The organism is Paludisphaera rhizosphaerae (assembly GCF_011065895.1).
GTDB classification, from domain to species: domain Bacteria; phylum Planctomycetota; class Planctomycetia; order Isosphaerales; family Isosphaeraceae; genus Paludisphaera; species Paludisphaera rhizosphaerae.
This window is the reverse complement of sequence record NZ_JAALCR010000029.1, coordinates 1-17,490: the sequence shown is the minus strand read 5'-3', so window position 1 is coordinate 17,490 and position 17,490 is coordinate 1. Positions and strand designations below refer to the sequence as shown.

11 protein-coding genes are annotated in these 17,490 nt (G+C 63.6%); 8 read left to right on the top strand and 3 right to left on the bottom strand.

The features are described 5' to 3' along the window. Window positions 1–333 precede the first annotated feature (333 nt). Window positions 334–1,218 (top strand): hypothetical protein, encoded by an 885-nt coding sequence (locus G5C50_RS26365; protein WP_240907373.1) that lies wholly within the window; start codon window positions 334–336, stop codon window positions 1,216–1,218. A gap of 15 nt (window positions 1,219–1,233) precedes the next feature. On the opposite strand, the gene G5C50_RS26360 is transcribed toward G5C50_RS26365, so the two are convergent. Further along, window positions 1,234–3,351, bottom strand: a complete 2,118-nt coding sequence (locus tag G5C50_RS26360) for an ArnT family glycosyltransferase (RefSeq protein ID WP_165073967.1) — start codon at window positions 3,349–3,351, stop codon at window positions 1,234–1,236. 200 nt (window positions 3,352–3,551) lie between these two features. Between G5C50_RS26360 and G5C50_RS26355 the strand changes: the two genes are divergently transcribed. Continuing rightward, window positions 3,552–4,376: an ankyrin repeat domain-containing protein gene (locus tag G5C50_RS26355; protein ID WP_165073966.1), complete on the top strand. Its 825-nt coding sequence runs from the start codon at window positions 3,552–3,554 to the stop codon at window positions 4,374–4,376. Between the two features lie 20 nt (window positions 4,377–4,396). Here the strand turns inward: G5C50_RS26355 and G5C50_RS26350 are convergent, their stop codons facing one another. Further along, a complete protein-coding gene (locus G5C50_RS26350) occupies window positions 4,397–5,956 on the bottom strand; it encodes a UxaA family hydrolase (RefSeq protein ID WP_165073965.1) in 1,560 nt (519 codons plus the stop codon). 73 nt (window positions 5,957–6,029) lie between these two features. Beyond that, the gene (locus G5C50_RS26345) at window positions 6,030–7,283 is read right to left on the bottom strand and encodes a PQQ-dependent sugar dehydrogenase (protein ID WP_240907372.1); all 1,254 of its coding nucleotides are present in this window, start codon (window positions 7,281–7,283) and stop codon (window positions 6,030–6,032) included. Window positions 7,284–7,730: 447 nt separating this feature from the next. Here G5C50_RS26345 and G5C50_RS26340 point away from each other — a divergent pair, with 447 nt between their 5' ends. The 6 genes from G5C50_RS26340 to G5C50_RS32430 all read left to right on the top strand — a co-directional run bounded on the left by G5C50_RS26340 (window position 7,731) and on the right by G5C50_RS32430 (window position 17,423). Beyond that, window positions 7,731–9,485 carry a GspE/PulE family protein gene (locus tag G5C50_RS26340; protein ID WP_165073964.1) on the top strand — a complete coding sequence of 585 codons (1,755 nt, stop codon included), beginning with the start codon at window positions 7,731–7,733 and terminating at the stop codon, window positions 9,483–9,485. Between the two features lie 288 nt (window positions 9,486–9,773). Then, window positions 9,774–10,889 carry a type IV pilus twitching motility protein PilT gene (locus G5C50_RS26335; protein ID WP_165073963.1) on the top strand — a complete coding sequence of 372 codons (1,116 nt, stop codon included), beginning with the start codon at window positions 9,774–9,776 and terminating at the stop codon, window positions 10,887–10,889. A 329-nt stretch (window positions 10,890–11,218) separates the two neighbouring features. Then, window positions 11,219–12,934 (top strand): GspE/PulE family protein, encoded by a 1,716-nt coding sequence (locus G5C50_RS26330; protein WP_165073962.1) that lies wholly within the window; start codon window positions 11,219–11,221, stop codon window positions 12,932–12,934. A 91-nt stretch (window positions 12,935–13,025) separates the two neighbouring features. Next, the gene (locus G5C50_RS26325; protein ID WP_165073961.1) at window positions 13,026–14,270 is read left to right on the top strand and encodes a type II secretion system F family protein; all 1,245 of its coding nucleotides are present in this window, start codon (window positions 13,026–13,028) and stop codon (window positions 14,268–14,270) included. 167 nt (window positions 14,271–14,437) lie between these two features. Beyond that, window positions 14,438–15,610 (top strand): type II secretion system protein, encoded by a 1,173-nt coding sequence (locus tag G5C50_RS26320; protein WP_165073960.1) that lies wholly within the window; start codon window positions 14,438–14,440, stop codon window positions 15,608–15,610. Between the two features lie 79 nt (window positions 15,611–15,689). Then, the gene (locus G5C50_RS32430; protein ID WP_206107865.1) at window positions 15,690–17,423 is read left to right on the top strand and encodes a type II secretion system protein; all 1,734 of its coding nucleotides are present in this window, start codon (window positions 15,690–15,692) and stop codon (window positions 17,421–17,423) included. The last annotated feature ends 67 nt before the right edge of the window (window positions 17,424–17,490 follow it).

Genomic DNA, 17,490 nt, shown 5'->3' with positions numbered 1-17,490 from the left:
CAGGCAGAGATCCTAGCAGGAGCCAGTGTCCGCGTCATCACCCCTGATCCGCTTTTGCCGGTTTCCGGTGGTATGGGTCCGACTCGACCCGTACGTGAGAAACGAGGCGATCTTACAGCGCGGGCCATCGTTCTTCGGAAGGGGACGACGACTGTCGGCATGGTCTCGCTCGACCTCCTCGGTTTTCCTTCCGTTCTCGGTGATCGGGTCCGGGCCAAGGTTCCTCGCATCGACGCCGATAAAATTCTGATCGGATCGACACACACTCACAGCGCGCCGGATTGTTACGCTTTTCCAGACGGCAAGGGAGGGCACACCGGAGATCTCGCCTACATGAATCTCGTCTGCGAACGGGCGGCCGAGGCTCTGAACGAGGCGCTGGATCGCCTGGAGCCGGTCCGAATTCAGGTGGCCACAGGCGAGGCCGTGGGCAAGATTGCCTACAACTACTATGCGCCCGACCTCTACGATCGCCGAATGAGCGTGATTCGGGCCGCAAGCCCGACCGGTAAGACGGTCGCCACCCTCGTCAATTACGCGATCCACCCTGAGGTCCTCGGCAACGACGTGGGCCTGCTCAGCCCCGATCTCGTCGGTCCACTCCGTGAAGAGATCGAGGCGAAGTCGGGGGGCCTCGCGGTGTTCATGAACGGTGCCCAGGGAGGCATGGTCACGGCCGACAATCGGCTCCTCGATAAGGCCGCTGACGCCGCTCGAGGTTACTGGCACGACGAGAGAAGCTGGGACGAGTGCCTGCGAATCGGTCGGCTCATGGCCTCTGAGGCCCTCAGGATCGTGGCCGACGCCCCCGCGCAGGACGATCCGGCCCTGTCCTGCTCCTCAAGGGTCGTGCGGTTTCCGGTCGAGTCCGACCTGATCTGGGCGGTGATCGCCGGTTCGCCGCTCGACTACCCCCGCAACGCCGACCGAACGGTTTCGGCGCGTCTGAACCTGGTCACTCTGGGCGACGCCCGCATTCTGACGATTCCGGGCGAGGCTCTCCCCAACATCGGCTTCTATCTCAAGCGGAAGATGGGAGGGAAGCACAACCTCCTCTTCGGTCTGACGAACGACGCCTTCGGTTACATGCTCACTCGCGTCGACTTTCACAGCTTCTCGAGATATGACTACGTCTCTCGTACGTCGCTGGGGGAGGAGACGGGCGAGATCCTTATTGAGAACGCCCTCAAACTGGTCGAGGAGGCGACGAAGCCCTGAGAGCCTCGAGTTCGATCATCGGACCTCGTAGAGATCCTGCTCCATGCCGACGGAGATCGGGCCAGAAAGAACACCCGCCGAGACCCAGGCCGCGAACCGATCGGGAGTGACGAAGTCGGTGAAGCCGTAGCCCGCGGGATGGCGATGGCGATTGATCTCCTTCCAGTCGACGTAGACGTGCGAGACCCGTCGATCGTGGAGCGCCTGGCGAAACTCCTCCGCAGTCCGCCCCGAGGCCATCGTCTCGATGGTCTCGGGATTGAAGACGGTGTTGTAGAGAATCGAGTGTCTGAGGTGGTAGACGGCCGCCTGGCCGACAAGGAGGATCTTTGCGTCGGATGGAAGTTCGGCGTCAAGCTTCGCCAGGGGGGCATTGAGCCGATGGGGAATGTCGGCTCGGAGCGCCTCCAGATCGCCCGTCCACTCGTTAAGGCCTGAGAGGGCCGTCGAGCTGTAAACGAGGTTCGTCGCGACGCCCAACGTGAGAACCCCAGCCCGGACGACCCGCCACGCCAGCGATTTCGACCAGTCCGCCCCCAGGCCGGCCAGGACCGCCGCGGCGGGGAGCATCGGCAGCCAGAAGCGGTCAAGCCGATGCGTCAACATCCACCAGGATAGAAACATCCACGCCAGGTAAAGGCCGAGCCATCCGGCAATGCGGCGAGCCCTCGGATTCAACAGGACCAGCGGAATGAACGCGGTGTAGAGCGGCGACTGCCAATCCGACCTCCCAGCCACATCCACCACGGAAGCCCGCAGCAGCTCGAAGGAGGCCGGCCGTGGGCCGTGGGCTCGGGTCCATTGCGCCTCTCGGGCCTCGGTCCAGTCCCGACCGCCGAACACTCGATAGGCTAGCGGATAAACCGGATTCCCCGTGTCGATCACGTTCTTGATCATCCAGGGGCCCATCACCACCGACCAGCCGAGGACGAACGCAACGACCGGCCGCAACGACCGCCCTCGCCAGGCGTCGACGAGACTGAGTACGCCGAACGGAATCACCGAGGGCAGGACGGCCGTGTACTTGCAAGCCGTCGCGCCGCCGGCCAGGAATCCGAGGAACGCCCACAATCGCGACGGCGAGTGCTCTGGCTCCGTCCGACCACGAACGAAGGCCCACAGGAGAGCGGCCTGGAAGCCGCAAAGCGGCCCTTCGACGTAGGCGATCACGCCCAGGCGGTAAATCCATGGGGTCGTCAGGTAGATCAGTCCTGCCAGGCAACCGGCCCGCCAGCCTCCGAGGCGATTGGCCGTCGACGCGATCAGGATCGCCGCACAGAGGCCGAAGAACGCGACGAGAAGCTGTCCCGTCAGGCCGCCCCACCACCAGTCGCCCATGACCTCCATACCCAGGAGATGGAGCATCTCCACGCCGAAAGGCATGTTGGTGTAGACGTTATGCGGCAGGAAGGCGATTCGCCCAGCCTCGTAATACTCCTTCGGTCCTTGCAGGTGGTATTCGAGGACGTCGAAATCAATCGCTGGCAGCATGGAGCCCAGGATCATCATCAGCGCAAACGGCGCGACCACCGCGAGCGCTGTCCACGCTCCGGCGTCCAGGCGAACTCGCGTCCACGACCAGAATTTCGAGGCGTAAGCCCCCGCGACTCCCACCGTCAGGAGGGCTAGCCGCACGACCCACGCTCCGGGTATCCCGATGCGGCCGACGATCAAGGTCGTCAGGCCGAGGACGACCGTTCCCAGCATGTAATCGATCGCCAGCCTGGCAGCGACTCCGCAACGATCGTCCATCCGACAACGCCGCAGGATCAGGTCGCCCAGGCCGACGGCCGCCAGGACGATCAGGCCGGCCGCCGCGACTATAGGGAGCCGCTGCGGGAGGTTGGCCGCATCGCTGAACTCTCCCAGGGCCTTCCCTAGGAGGGAGTCACGGAAGGTCACTCCCGGAACGACCCCCGGAAGCAGGTGCAGCGCCAGCAAGCCGCGACGGATCGTTCCATTGCTCGTGGGGGCGTTCGGCAAGGGCTCGACCAGGAACCAGCCCAGCCAGAGCACCTCAAGGACAGCCAGGATCACCAGCGGCCACCCGCTGCGCTGGAAGAGGCCGAGATCGGGGGCAGGGGGGTCGATAGAGCCTGTGGGCGGTCGAAATGGGCGGGCGCGATGGCTCATGTCGGCGGCAGTCCGTCGTCTGGGTTACGAGGGGACTACCTTGGTGAGACGGAGCCCCATCCTCTCAGCTTACGGTGATGATCCGCGACCGGATAGGTTTTCGCGTGCCTCGCTCTTTCGACGCATCGATCTTGCGGAAGGATTGAGATCATCATATCGTGCCCATTAAGCGTCAACGATTAGTTTCGGATAAAGTCGGAGTGTGCCACGTCGTCGAAATCGACGCCTCGCACGCACTGAATGAGGTCACGATGGGTCTATTGGCTTGGTTGTTCGGCCGGAAGCCGGCTTCAAAGGGCAACGATCTTCTAGCCGCTGCGTTGCATGGGGACGTCGCACTCGCCAAGGCCGCCTTGGAGAATGGGGCCGATATCAATGGGTCGCAGAGTGACGGGCCGCCGCCGCTTGTGCTCGCACTCGTCAAAGGTCGAGACGATGTCGCCGAATTCCTGATCAAGAATGGTGCGGACGTTGATCGTCCGGATCCTCGGGGTGGCATGAGGCCGCTCCATGCCGCGGCGCTCCATGGAAATGAAGCCCTGGTGCGGCTTCTGATCGAACATGGCGCAACGGTCGACGCGAGGTGTGGCCAACCTCCTCTCACCGCCATGGCTTTTGCGTTCCGTCACAGCCACGTCGCGCTCGGCAGGCTCTTGCTCGAGGCTGGAGCCGATCCGAATTCGCCTATCGCTCTGCCGTCCGATCCACCAGATCAACAGCAGCTCACCTTGCTCATCTATGCAGCGTCGACCGGAGACGTTGCGCTGATCCGGATGCTCACCCGACATGGAGCCGACCTCAACCTGCCCAAGGCGGATGGGCTGACTCCCTTGATGGCGGCCGCTTTCCAGGGGCAGGAGAACGCGGTGAAGGCCCTCGTCGAATCGGGGGCGAGCGTGGACGTGGTTCACGCCGGCGACTCATCACGGCCCTTCTCTGCTTTGGATTTGGCCATCGCGCGCAACAACGTCGTGATCGTGGAGTACCTTCGGGCCAAGGGGGCTTCGTCGGCGGTTGGGGCCTGAGGCACGAACCCGGCTGCGAATTAGAGGGTCGGCCCAATGGTCCAGGGGGCGAACTCTTCCTCGCCGATCCCCGCGCGCTCGCTACGGGTCGGTTCGCCGCTGGCGACGGCGAGGATGCTGTCGAAGACCCGGCGGCCCACGGCCTCGACGGACTCGCCGTCCAGAATCGTACCGGCGTCCAGGTCCATATCGTCGCGAAGCTTCTCGAACATCGGGGTGTTGGTCGCCACCTTGATGCAAGGGGTTGGTCGAAGTCCCAGGACGCTCCCGCGGCCCGTCGTGAAGACGAGGATGTTCGCGCCGCCGGCGACGAGACCCGTCGTGCAGACCGGATCGTAACCCGGCGTATCCATGAAGACCAGTCCCGGCGTTCGGACCTGCTCAGCGTAATCGACCACGGCGACCAGCGGCGTCGAGCCAGCCTTCGCCAGGGCGCCGAGCGACTTCTCGTAGATCGTCGACAGCCCGCCGGCTTTGTTCCCCGGTGACGGATTGTTGTTGATCGCAGCGCCAAAGACCTTCGTGTACCACTCCCACCATTTGATCCGATCCAGGAGCTTTCGGCCGACCTCTTCGGAGACGGCGCGGCGGGTTAGAAGGTGTTCGGCACCGTAGATCTCGGTCGTCTCGCCAAGAACGGCCGAGCCCCCCTGAGCGACCACGAGGTCGGCTGCGACGCCGAGGGCCGGATTGGCCGTCACCCCCGAATTGCCGTCGGAGCCGCCGCATTCCAGCGCGACGCAGAGCTTCGACGCCGGTTGCTCGGTGCGTCGGCAAGCGTCGGCCGTGGGCAGAAGCCCCTCGACGGCCCTGACCGCAGCCTCGACGGTCCGCGACACTCCTCCCTCGTCCTGGATCGTGAATACGCGTGGCTTTTGGGAGACGGTGCGATCCGAGCCGGCGGCCAGCCGGAGATGATGGCTCTCGATGAGGTGTTCCGCGTAAGCGCCTTCGCATCCCAGCCCAACCAGGACGTAGGCCGCGACGTTGGGGTGGTGGACGAAACCGGCCAGCACACGCTCCAGGATCTGGTGGTCCTTCCCCTCGAAAGGAAGTCCGCAGCCTCCCTTGTGAGTGATCGCGAAGACGCCGTCGACGTTTGGGTGCGATCGACGGAAATCCCTGTCCTGAAATCGGTTCGAGATGTAACGCGAGGTGCTGGCCGAGCAATTCACCGTGCTGACGACCGCGATATAGTTTCGAGTTCCAACGCGACCGTCGGGCCTGAGGTAGCCTCGAAACGTGCGAGCCGGATCGAGAGGGTGCTCCGTGCTCCTCTCCTGAGCGAAGGCGTAATCACGTTCAAACAACTCGGCTCGGAGGTTGTGGACGTGGACGCACGACCCCGCCGCGATCCGTTCCGAGGCGAAACCGATCACCTGGCCATACTTGCGGACTGGCGAGCCCTTCTGCAGGTCGTGAACTGCGATCTTATGACCCAGTCCGATCGGATCGAGGGCCGTCAGGGCCACGCCCTCCACCTTGATCTCCGCCCCTGCTGGGATCGGGGCGGAGGCGACCGCCACGTCGTCGTCCCGTCGGAGGAGGACGGCCCGGGGCATGGTCGTTGCGGTCGCCATGGGACGCGCTTCCTCTCGGGCGTTGGGGGGAAGGAGAGCGCGGGCCGCCCGCCGGCGACCCGCGCCGCCGTCGTTACTTCGAGGCCGGCGTCAGCTCGTGGATCCGTCCGTCGAAGGCCAGGATCAGCAGTTCGCCGTCGGGCGTTTCGTCGAACGAGGTGATATTGAGCTTGGAACCAGGCACAATCTTGAGAATCTCTGTGTTTACGACGCTCTTGCCGTTTTCGGACTTCAAAGCCCAGATCCGGCCCGAGTCGTAGTCGCCGTAAACATACCACCCCTTCAACTCGGGGATGGCCGACCCGCGGTAGACGTATCCGCCCGTGATGCTGAGCCCGCTGTCGGGACGATCCGCCGTCGGCTTGTGGGGGTACTCAGCCAGAGGAGGCTTGATCTCGGAAGCCGGGTCGGCCTTCTGCCGGCGATGCGGTTCAAACGGGTGGAACGCCTCGCGGATGCTCCAGCCGTAGTTGCCGCCGTTGTCGATCTTGTGGATCATCTCATAGAGGTTCTGGCCGACGTCCCCGGCCCAGAGGTCGCCCGTCTGGCGGTCGAAGCTGAACTTCCAGACGTTTCGCAGGCCGATCGCGTAGACTTCCGGAGCCCAGTGGCCATGGGTCTTGGAACGAACGGCCGGATTGTCAGAAGGGATCCCGTAAGCTTTGCCCTCTCCCGGATGATCGACGTCGATCCGCAGGATCGAACCGAACCAGTCCTTTGGGTTCTGGCCGGTCGAGAGCGGATCCCCGCCCGCGCCGCCGTCGCCGAGCGTGATATACAGATAGCCGTCAGGGCCGAAGAGGATCGTCCCGCCGTTGTGGTTCTCCCACCGGTCGACGTCGGACACCCAGATCCGCTTCTCGCTCGTCGGATCCGCCTTCGTGGGGTCGTCCGAGGAAACGGTGAATCGCGAGACCACCGAGCGACGGTCGGCGTCCTTCGCTGAATAGTAAACGAAGAACTGGCCGTTTTCCTTAAACTTGGGGTGGAAGGTCAGGCCGAGGAGCCCTTCTTCGTTGCCGCGATTAATCGGGGCGGAGAGTTGGAGGAACAACTTCTTCTCAGAGGTGTCCCGCGGACTCGCAGGGAACGACCAGATCTTCGCCTGGTGCTGCTCCGCGATGTAGTATCGGCTGGGATCCTCTTTCGGATAGGCGAGGGCGACCGGGCGGTCGAAGCGGAGGTTGGGGTAGGCGACCGGCGTCGCAACCTGAACCGGCGCGACGGCCTGGCCGAGGACGACCGCCGGCGCGAAGGCGAGGCAGGCCGTCAGAAGGGTCCTCCGGATGCGCTGCCGGCGCCCGGAGGCTTCGGTGAGTCGATGCAAGGGTGGGTCTCCGGTAGGGAGTCGTTCCTCGACGCGGCGTGTTGGCGAATTCCACCGAGTCGACGTCTTCGAGAACTAGAGTCGTAGTCCAGCACCCCGAAGTCAAGCCGCAGGACCGATCGGAATCAACCGGGGGACCGTTACCTAAGTCCTTTGAATTCCATCGGAATCGCTTGATGGAGGGAATTCGGTCTGTTAGCTTCGAAGGCAGGGAAACGCCTCGGCCTCATTCCCTTCGCATCTTCGCAGGACGGGGCGACCAGAACGGTTCGCGGCCGTCGCCTCACAGTCATTGTATTCGCACCTCGTTCAACGCCATATTACTGCGGCGACGACGCCAGGCCCGCGGTGATCGCTCACCGGTCGCCGTCGCGACTCGCGCCTTCCGCGCCGGCCGCTGGCTGCGGACCGGCCCCCCCTGGCATCTCTCTTGGGAGTTACGACGTCATGGCCAAGAGTCGGGACTGGACGGAGATCCTCATTCGACGCGGCGTGATCGGCCCCGACCAGCTCAAGGAGGCGCAACGCTCCGGCGGCGAAGTCGAGGACGCCCTGGTCAAGCTGGGCTACGCCGACGCCACCGACGTTACCAAGGCCAAGGCCGAACAACACGGACTCCCCTACGTCGAACTGCGCGAGGTCGAGATCCCCGCGTCCGTGATCGGCAAGGTCCCCGAGTCGCTCGCCCGCGAAAACATCGTGATGCCGATGGAGGAGGGCAATGGCTCCATCCGCGTCATCATGCACGATCCGATGGGTTTCGAGACGATCGAGAAGCTGCGGTTCGTGCTGAACCGTGAGATCGAGGTGGCCCTCGCGCCCCGCGAGGCGATCATCGAGGCCATCAATAAATACTATGGTGCTGCAACCGGCGAGACCGAGTCCGTCGACTCGATGCTCACCGAGTTCACAGACACCCAGATGGATTACATGGATGATACCGGCGGCGGCGGCGGTACATCCCGGACGAACACGCTGGAGGACGGCGACGCCCCGGTCATTCGCCTGGTTCACCTCATTATTGAAGAGGCCGTCCGCAACCGAGCCTCGGACATCCATATCGAACCGTTCGCCGAACGGGTTCGGATCCGATATCGGATCGACGGCGTCCTGATGGAGCGGGATTCCGCCCCCCGGCGTCTGCTCGGTGCGATGGTGAGCCGCCTCAAAATCATGGGGCAGATCGACATCGCCGAGAAACGTCGACCTCAGGACGGCCGAATCAAGATCCTCGTCGCCGGTAAAGACATCGACCTTCGCGTCAGCATTCTGCCAACCACGCATGGCCAGTCCGTGGTCATGCGTATCCTCGACCGCGACAACATCAAGGTCAGCTTGCAAGACCTGGGTTTCTCGGATGACGACTACGCCAAGTTCAAGCAGCTGATTCGTCGCCCCAACGGCATCCTTCTGGTCACTGGTCCCACCGGGTCCGGCAAGACGACGACCCTCTACGCGGCTCTTAACGAGCTCAATCGCCCGGACGTGAAGATCATCACGGCCGAGGACCCCGTGGAATACTACCTCCCTGGTGTGAACCAATGTGAGGTCAAGGCGAAGATCGGAATGACCTTTGCACGCATCATTCGAGCCATGCTCCGGCAGAACCCGAACATCCTCCTGGTGGGCGAAATTCGGGATTTGGAGACCGCTGAGACGGCTATCCAGGCCTCTCTGACCGGACACTTGGTTTTCAGTACATTGCATACGAACGATGCGCCCAGCGCCATTACACGTCTGGTCGACGTGGGCATCCAGCCCTTCCTTGTGGCCAGCTCCGTGCTTGCAGTCTTGGCTCAACGCTTGGTGCGAAAGGTCTGCCCCAAGTGCAAGGTGCGCTACGAACCCCCAGCCCACGTTTTGGCAAGTCTCGGCTTGCGTCCGGAGCTTGCGAAGAAGGCGAATTTCGTGAAGGGGAAGGGATGCTCCAACTGCAATAAGAAGGGCTACCGGGGTCGTCTGGGCATCTACGAGTTGATGCTCATGTCCAACACCGTCCGCGAGATGGCGTTCAAGGGCGAGTCGACGATGGCGATTCGTAAGGTGGCCCGTAAGCAGGGGATGCGCACACTGTTCGAAGACGGCGTCATCAAGGCGATCAAGGGGATCACCACGCTCGACGAGGTTCTCCGGATCACCCAGCACGACGTCTCGGCGGCCACGACGCCCACGCCTGAGAAGAAGCCGTCGACCCCTGCGTGATTCCAGCCGATAGACGTTGGACGACCTGAGACGCCCCCGAGTCGTCAGCTGGATTGGCTGCTCAAGTCCAGCCCGGCGCGGGAGGCGTCTGCATTTCCAGGCGCTCGCGCGCTTGATCCAGGACTGCCCCACCGAAATAATGAAGTACGCCGAGAGGATTAGGCCACAACCGCCTAACTCCAAACCGGACCTCAGGAATTCGATGGACAGCTGGTCTTCAGGACAAAGTCAAGCCCGACACGATTCCAGTCGACATTCCAGAGGCAACCAGGGGAGGTGAGCGACGGCATGGGCACGATCCTGATCGACAAGCTCCTTCAGACGGTCTGCACTCAGAAGGCCAGCGATCTGCACTTGACGGTGGGCAGCCAGCCCATGCTTCGGTTGGGGGGGCACATGCGGCCCCTGGCGACCAAGGTGCTTGAGCCGCCGGACACCGTGGCGCTGATGAAGAGCATCACGCCCGAACGCTGTCAGCAGGAGCTTCAGGAGGTCGGCGGGACCGACTTCGGTTTCGCCTTCGGCGAGATGGCCCGGTTCCGCGTCGCCATCTTCAAGCAGCGTGGCAATATCGGTTTGGTCCTGCGGCGGATCCCCAACGAGTTCCTCACCTTCGCGCAGCTCGGCCTGCCGGCGGTGATGGAACAGTTGATCCAGCGGCCTCGCGGTCTGATTCTGGTGACCGGTCCGACGGGTTCGGGGAAGACCACGAGCCTGGCGTCGATGATCAACTGGATCAACGACAACATGGACCGGCACATCATCACGATCGAAGACCCGATCGAGTACTTCCACAAGCACAAGAAGTCCCTGGTCAACCAGCGCGAGATTGGCATCGACGTTCCGGACTTCCCCGAGGCCATCCGCCGGGCCCTTCGAATGGACCCGGACATCATCCTCGTGGGTGAAATGCGAGACCTGGCGACGATCCAGGCGGCGATCACGGCCGCCGAGACCGGTCACATCGTCTTCGGCACGTTGCACACGAACTCGGCCGAAGGGACGGTCAACCGAATCATCGACGTCTTCCCGAAGGAGCAGCAGGACCAGATCCGCACCCAGCTTTCGGTGGCGATCCTGGGGGTGCTCGCTCAGTCGTTGCTGCCGCGCAAGCCCAAGGGGCTGGTGGCGGCCTACGAGATGCTCGTGGTGACGCCGGCCATCTCGAACCTGATCCGAGAAAACAAGACGTATCGTATCGACTCGTCGATCCAGACCGGTCGCAAACACGGCATGATCCTGCTGGACGACAGCCTCTTCAATCTCTGGAAGCAGGGGATCTGCGAGGAGGAAGAAGTCCTCTACAAGGCGCGCAAGGTCAACGATCTCCGGGATCGGATCGAGAACGCCAAGAAGGGCATCTTCGAGGACGAGGAAGAGGAAGAGGGCGAGGAAGGGAAGTGAACGCGGCACGGGAGTTTCGTCACAGGGCGTCCCGGCCGGCGTACAAGAGACGTACACGTTGAAATAGGTAGACGATCTGATCGATGCCCCGCGGGCGCGAGGTTCGGAGTCGGCTTTCCCGGCCAACCCCCTCGGCGCCCAGCGGGCGGCCGGTTCGATTTCAGCGATCCAGTTTGCTAGCGACGCACGGCCCCTGGGGGCCGCGACGATCTTCTCTCTGAACGTATCCACCAGACCAGCACGAGACGAACGGACCGGCGACGAGGCGCGGGCGGGGGCCCTTCCGGGGCTTGCCCGACGTCCGCGCGTGGCGCGATCGGGGGCGAGGCATGGCGCGACGGCTCGGCACCATCATGGTCGACATGGGCTACCTCGACGAGGAAGGGCTGATGCGCGCCCTCGAGGAGCAGAAGCGTGGGGCCGGCGAGCTCCTGGGCAAGGTGGTCGTCCGCCTGGGGATGGTGAAAGAGGATCAGGTCCTCAAGGCGCTCGGCGAACAGCTTGGCATGAAGGTGGTCAAGCTGGCCGACACGACGATCCCCGCCGAAATGACCGAGCTGGTGAACGAGAGCATGGCGACGACGTTCAAGGTCGTGCCGCTCTCGCAGAGCAAGAAGGATAAGAGCGTCACCGTGGCGATGGCCGAGCCCCAGAACCCCGCGACCCTGACCGACCTGGGGTTGTTCCTGGGGGTCCCCGTCAAGGGGGCGATCTCGACCGAGGCCGACGTGACGGCGACGATCGAGCGGATCTACGCCGGCCACCACGAGTCGATCCAGGACGTGGTGAAGCAGATCGAGCAGGACAAGGGCCTGCAGAAGATGGCCGGCCGCAACGAGAACACGATCGACCTCGAGGCGATCGAGGAGATGGCCGAGGCGGCGCCGGTCCGCAAGCTCCTGAACATGGTGCTGCTGCTGGCGATCAAGGACAAGGCCTCGGACATCCACTTTGAGCCGTTCGAGGAAGAGTACAAGATGCGGTACCGTGTGGACGGCATCCTGTACGAACTGGTGCCCCCCCCGCGCCACCTCGCGCCGGCGATCTCCAGCCGCATCAAGGTCATGTCGAATCTCGACATCGCCGAGCGCCGGCTGCCGCAGGACGGCAAGATTCAGCTCGCCCTGGGCGGTAACAGCGTCGACATCCGCGTCTCGACGTTGCCGACCATGTTCGGCGAGAGCGTGGTGTTGCGAATCCTCGACCGCTCGGTCGTCCAGCTCGACCTCAAGCGTCTCGGGCTTCCGAACGACACCCTGGCTCGCTGGATGGAGGTCATCCACAAGCCCAACGGCATCATCCTGGTGACCGGGCCGACGTCGTCGGGCAAGACGACGACGCTTTACGCCACGCTCAACGAGTTGAACAAGATCGAGGACAAGATCATCACGACCGAGGAACCGGTCGAGTACGAGATCGAAGGGCTGATCCAGGTGCCGATCAACCCTGAGATCGGCGTGACCTTCGCCGCCTGTCTGCGGGCCATTCTGCGGCAGGACCCGGACAAGATCCTGGTGGGGGAGACGCGCGACCTGGAGACGGCGGAGATCTCGATCCAGGCTTCGCTGACCGGCCACGTCGTGTTCACCACGCTGCACACCAACGACGCCCCCTCGGCCGTCACCCGGCTCCGCGATATGGGCCTGCCGACGTTCCTCATCACGGCCACCGTTGAGGCCGTGCTGGCTCAGCGGCTGGTTCGCAAACTCTGCCAGAACTGCAAGGCCGAGTTCATGCCCAGCGCCGAGGTCCTCATGGAGCTGGGCATGACGCAGGAGCAGGCGGCAGGCCAGAAGTGGTTCTACGGCAAGGGCTGCGACCGCTGCAACAACACCGGCTACAAGGGCCGTCAGGGCATCTACGAGCTGATCGTCATGAACGACATCCTCCGCGAGATGATCGTCGCCGAGGTCTCGCTCGACGACTTCCGCGACGCCTGCCGCAAACACGGCATGAAGACCCTCCGCGAAGCCGGTCTTGAAGCGATCAGCGAGGGCCGGACGAGCATCGAAGAGGTATTACGCGAAACGATGACCGAGGTCTGATCAGGGCCGGAGAAGGTCCCCGAAACGACGTACCGCACGCGAACGACCAACGACCCACGCACCTTCGCCCGCCCGAGGCGGGAGGATCCCGATGCCGACCTTTCAATACGAGGCGATGGACCACACCGGGCGCGAGGTGAAGGACGCCATCGACGCCGCCACCCAGGAAGAAGCCCAGCAGCTGATCCGCCAGAAGGGCTTCTTCGTCACCAAGATCTCCGAGAAGGCGAAGAAGACCCGCAAGGCGGCCACGGCCAAGAAGGGGGGACGGCGCAAGAAGAAGTCGTTCACCATCGGCCGGATCTCCACCAAGCAGCTTTGCACGTTCACCCGCCAGCTCTCCACGCTGCAGGACGCCGGCCTGCCGGTCCTCCGCAGCCTGAAGATCCTGGAAGGTCAGTGCAAGCCGGGCGTGCTCAAGAACGCGCTGGGGGACGTCGTCGAGGACATCGAGAGCGGCCAGACCCTCTCCGAGGCTTTCGCCAAGCATCCCAAGGCGTTCGACCGCCTCTACTGCAACATGATCAAGGCCGGCGAGGCGGGCGGCGCCCTGGAAGCGATCCTTCAGCGTCTGGCCGACTTCAAGGAGAAGGCCCAGTCGCTCAAGCGGAAGATCAAAGGCGCGATGGTCTACCCGATCGTCGTCATCTTCGTCGCCTGCGTAATCGTCGGGTTCATCCTCTACTTCATCATTCCGAAGTTCGAGGCCATCTTCAACGACTTCGGCGTGCCGTTGCCGAACATGACCAAGATGCTCATCACGGCGAGCCACTTCCTGATCAAGTACTTCTACATCGTCTTCTTAACTCCGCTGTTCATCTGGCTCTTCATTAAGCTGATGTACCGCAATAAGACGGGTGCTTATATCTGCGACCGCATCCTGTTGATGATTCCCGTCATGGGGACCATCGCGGAGAAGTCGACCGTGGCGCGGACGATGCGGACGCTCGGCACCCTCGTGCAGTCGGGCGTGCCGATTCTGGAATCGCTCTCGATCGTCCGCGAGACGGCCGGCAACGCCGTCTTTGAGCGGGCCTTCACCCGGATTTACGAGAGCATCCGCGAGGGCGAGACGATCGCCCAGCCGCTCCGCGAGGCCCGGATCGTCGACGACATCGTCGTGAACATGATCGACGTCGGCGAGGAGACCGGCGACCTCGACAGCATGCTCAACAAGATCGCCGACAACTACGACGAAGAGGTCGAGGTGGCCGTCGAGTCGCTCGTCAGCCTGCTGGAGCCGATCATGATCGTCGTCCTCGGCGGCATCGTCGGCTTCATCGTCATCGCCCTCTTCCTGCCTCTGATCACCCTGATCACGAAGCTCTCGGGCTGAGGCCTCGGCTGGCGGGGCGGCCGGCTCAGGCCGCCCGCCCCCCTGGCGGCCGGACGGTCCGCGCCGTCGCTTGAAAACTTCGAGAAACGTCGTACTTCGATATGTGAGAACGGATTCGGCGCGACGGCCCAGACGGCCGTCGGCCGAGCCCCCGGAGGCCCGGACCGATGACCCGCCACTCGAACCGCCGACGCACCCCGGCCGGCCCCTCCCGCGGGGGCTTCACCCTGGTGGAGCTGTTGATCGTCTTCGTCATCCTGGCGATCCTCATCGCCCTGCTGCTCCCTGCGATCAACGGCGCCGTGAAGACGGCCAAGAATTCGGCCGTCACCGCGAACCTCAAGCAGCTGGACGCGGCCCTGGCCGCCTTCAAATCGAAGTACGGCGACTTCCCCCCCAGCCGCGTGATCCTTTACGAGAACGGCTACTTTCAGACCCAGGATCAGACCCTCCTGGCGGGGAATACGTCGCCCTGGTCTGACATGACGGCCGGTCAGCTCGCCCAGCGCTCGTTGGCGGCCTTGCGGAAGCTCTTCCCCAAGGTCGTGTTCAGCACGTCCGCCCCCGTTTGGACGACGGCCGACAAGCAGTGGTACGACTTCAACGGCAACGGCGTCTTCGATACGGCCCCCTACGTCCTCCAGGGGCATCAGTGTCTGACCTTCTTCCTCGGCGGGTTGCCTCAGCAAACGTCCGAGGGATTCGCGATGACCGGCTTCGCCAAGAACCCGGCCAATCCGTTCACGCCGGCGGTCAACACGACCGTATCAACCTTCTACAGCCAGAACCGTGAGGCCCCGCTCTTCGAGTTCGACAGCTCCCGGTTGGTCGCCGACACGATCAACGACCCGAGCAACGTGATCGGAATCCCCGGTTACATCGATACTCTGGGCTCGACCACGCTCGGCAACGGTCAGATCAACTTCATCGCCTACTTCAGCGCCTACGGCAACAACGCCTACGATCCCAACGACGTCAACTTCGCCAGCGAGGCCGACGAGGCGTTTCCGCCGTTGTCGCCGATCCTGACCAGTTTCAATGTGCGTTTCCCGGTGAAGACGTCCAATGGGACCGTCGCCCAGTTCGCCGCCTCTCCGGCTCCGAATCCCTATTGCAGCACGACCACGACGGCGGCCGTCGTCAACTTCGTCAACCCACAGACGTATCAGCTCATCTCCTCGGGGGTGGACGGACTCTACGGGCCTGGGGGTCAGTTCAACCCCAACGCGGCGGCCGGCGTTCTCCCCTATAGCTCGACGACGACCAACTCGACGGACGCCAGGGTCCGCCAGCGGGAACAGGACAATCTGACCAACTTCCGCGGCGGCCGACTCGACTGACCGTGACCGCGCCAGGGCTCCTCAGGCGGCCCGGGATCGTCCCGGGCCCGTTGCGACGCTCGAAGAGACGGATGCGAATATGACCCCCACCCCTCCCATCCCGACTCCCGACGTAGGACGTCTCGCGGCGCGTCGACGCGGGTTCACGCTCATCGAGCTGCTGGTCGTGATGACGATCATCGGGATTCTGATTTCGCTCATCCTGGTCGCTCAGGCCGATGCGGTCCGTCAGGCGGAGATGCGGGCCACCCAGGCGCTCATCCTCAAGCTTGAGGGGGGGCTCAACGACCGTCTCGACGCGCTCATGCAGATGAAGCCGCTCCCCAACTACACCCACGCCTATCTCGGAGGTTACTATCCGGGCGGGAGCGACGTCGACGGCTACCCGCTGATGGCCCCGCCGGCCGTCAACCAGGCGAACGGTCAACCTGACCCGCTGTGCAAGACGCTGGCGCGGTCCCAGGCGTTCGCTCTCGCGGACTATCTCAAAAGCGAGATGCCCGACGTTTTCTTCGTCCAGGCGGGGCTCTCGTCGACGCCGAACGCCACGGATTACCCGTTCAACTTCGCCGCGCATTACATCCTGGGGACGCCGACGGAGGCGGCCGCCGGCCTGTCGGGGCCGCTCGCGACAGTTCACGCCAACTACATCCTCCCCCTGGGTCACATGGTTCTGGGGCCGCGTGACAACGAAAACCTGGCCGGCTGGCGCACCGGCTATGGAGACAGCCACTACTACACCAACACGGTGACGGGGGCCGTGATGTTTTTCTCCTCGGCGCCGGAGTTGGGCCACGCCGGCCGGGGCATCTATGGCGCGTCTTATTCGGTTGCGGCCGGGCTGTACAAGAATCTCGGCTACCTGCCGACCGGCTATGACATGGTCGACAACAACGGCAACGGCCTGATCGACGAGTGGAGCGAGGGGGTGGACTCGACCAACTCCGCCGACGTCCTCGTTCGGCTCGGCAGTCATACACACGACACCGCCCGTTCCGAGATGCTCTATGCTCTGCTCGTCGAGGGGCAGGGGCTGCTGGGATCGATCTTCAACGCCGACGACTTCAGCGACCGCGAGGTCAAGGACACCGACGGCGACGGCCTCCCTGAGTTCGTCGACGCCTGGGGCAAGCCGCTTCAGTTCTACCGCTGGCCGACCCTCTATCACTCCGACACCCAGCGCGGCCAGCGGATCGGCCCCGACCTCACCAACACATCCGCCCCGCTCGTCTTCCTCCGGCCTTTTGATTCGACCTTCGAGACCCGCGAGCAGAACCCTCTGGACCCCAATCAGAGCCTCACGGCTCCCGCATTCTGGCTCTCGACGCAGAATCAGGGATACCCGCCGCTTCTGGCGGGATCGATCGGTGCGAAGGGAGCGCCGACGTACAGCAGCGGCGGCGTTGCGGCCTTCGAGTGGTTCTTCCATCGGCTAACCGAGCCGATGGAGTATTACGTCCCCGACCCCACCGTCTCGAAATACTGGGACCGCGCCAACTCCGCCAGTTTCGGATATCGCCGAGCGTTCTTCACCAAGCCGCTGATCCTCTCCGGAGGTCCTGACGGCACTCCGGGTGTGGTCACCGTCAACCCGTCGAGCTACTCAGACCCGGAATCCACGGCCCAGGCGTTGATATCGATCGAAAACACCGCCGCGCAGTTTCTGCCCAGCGAGACCATGAACTCGAGTTTGATCATCCCGAAGGAGCGGTTCGACATGTCGCAGAATCCGCTGTCGCTCCAACTCTGGGACAGCGGTCAGGACGACATCTCCAACCATACCGTCACGGCCGCCGCCGGATCGGGAGGCTGAGCCATGAAACCTTCCTCGGAACTCTCTCTCCGACGCTCGGCCCGCCCCGGTTTCACGTTGATGGAAC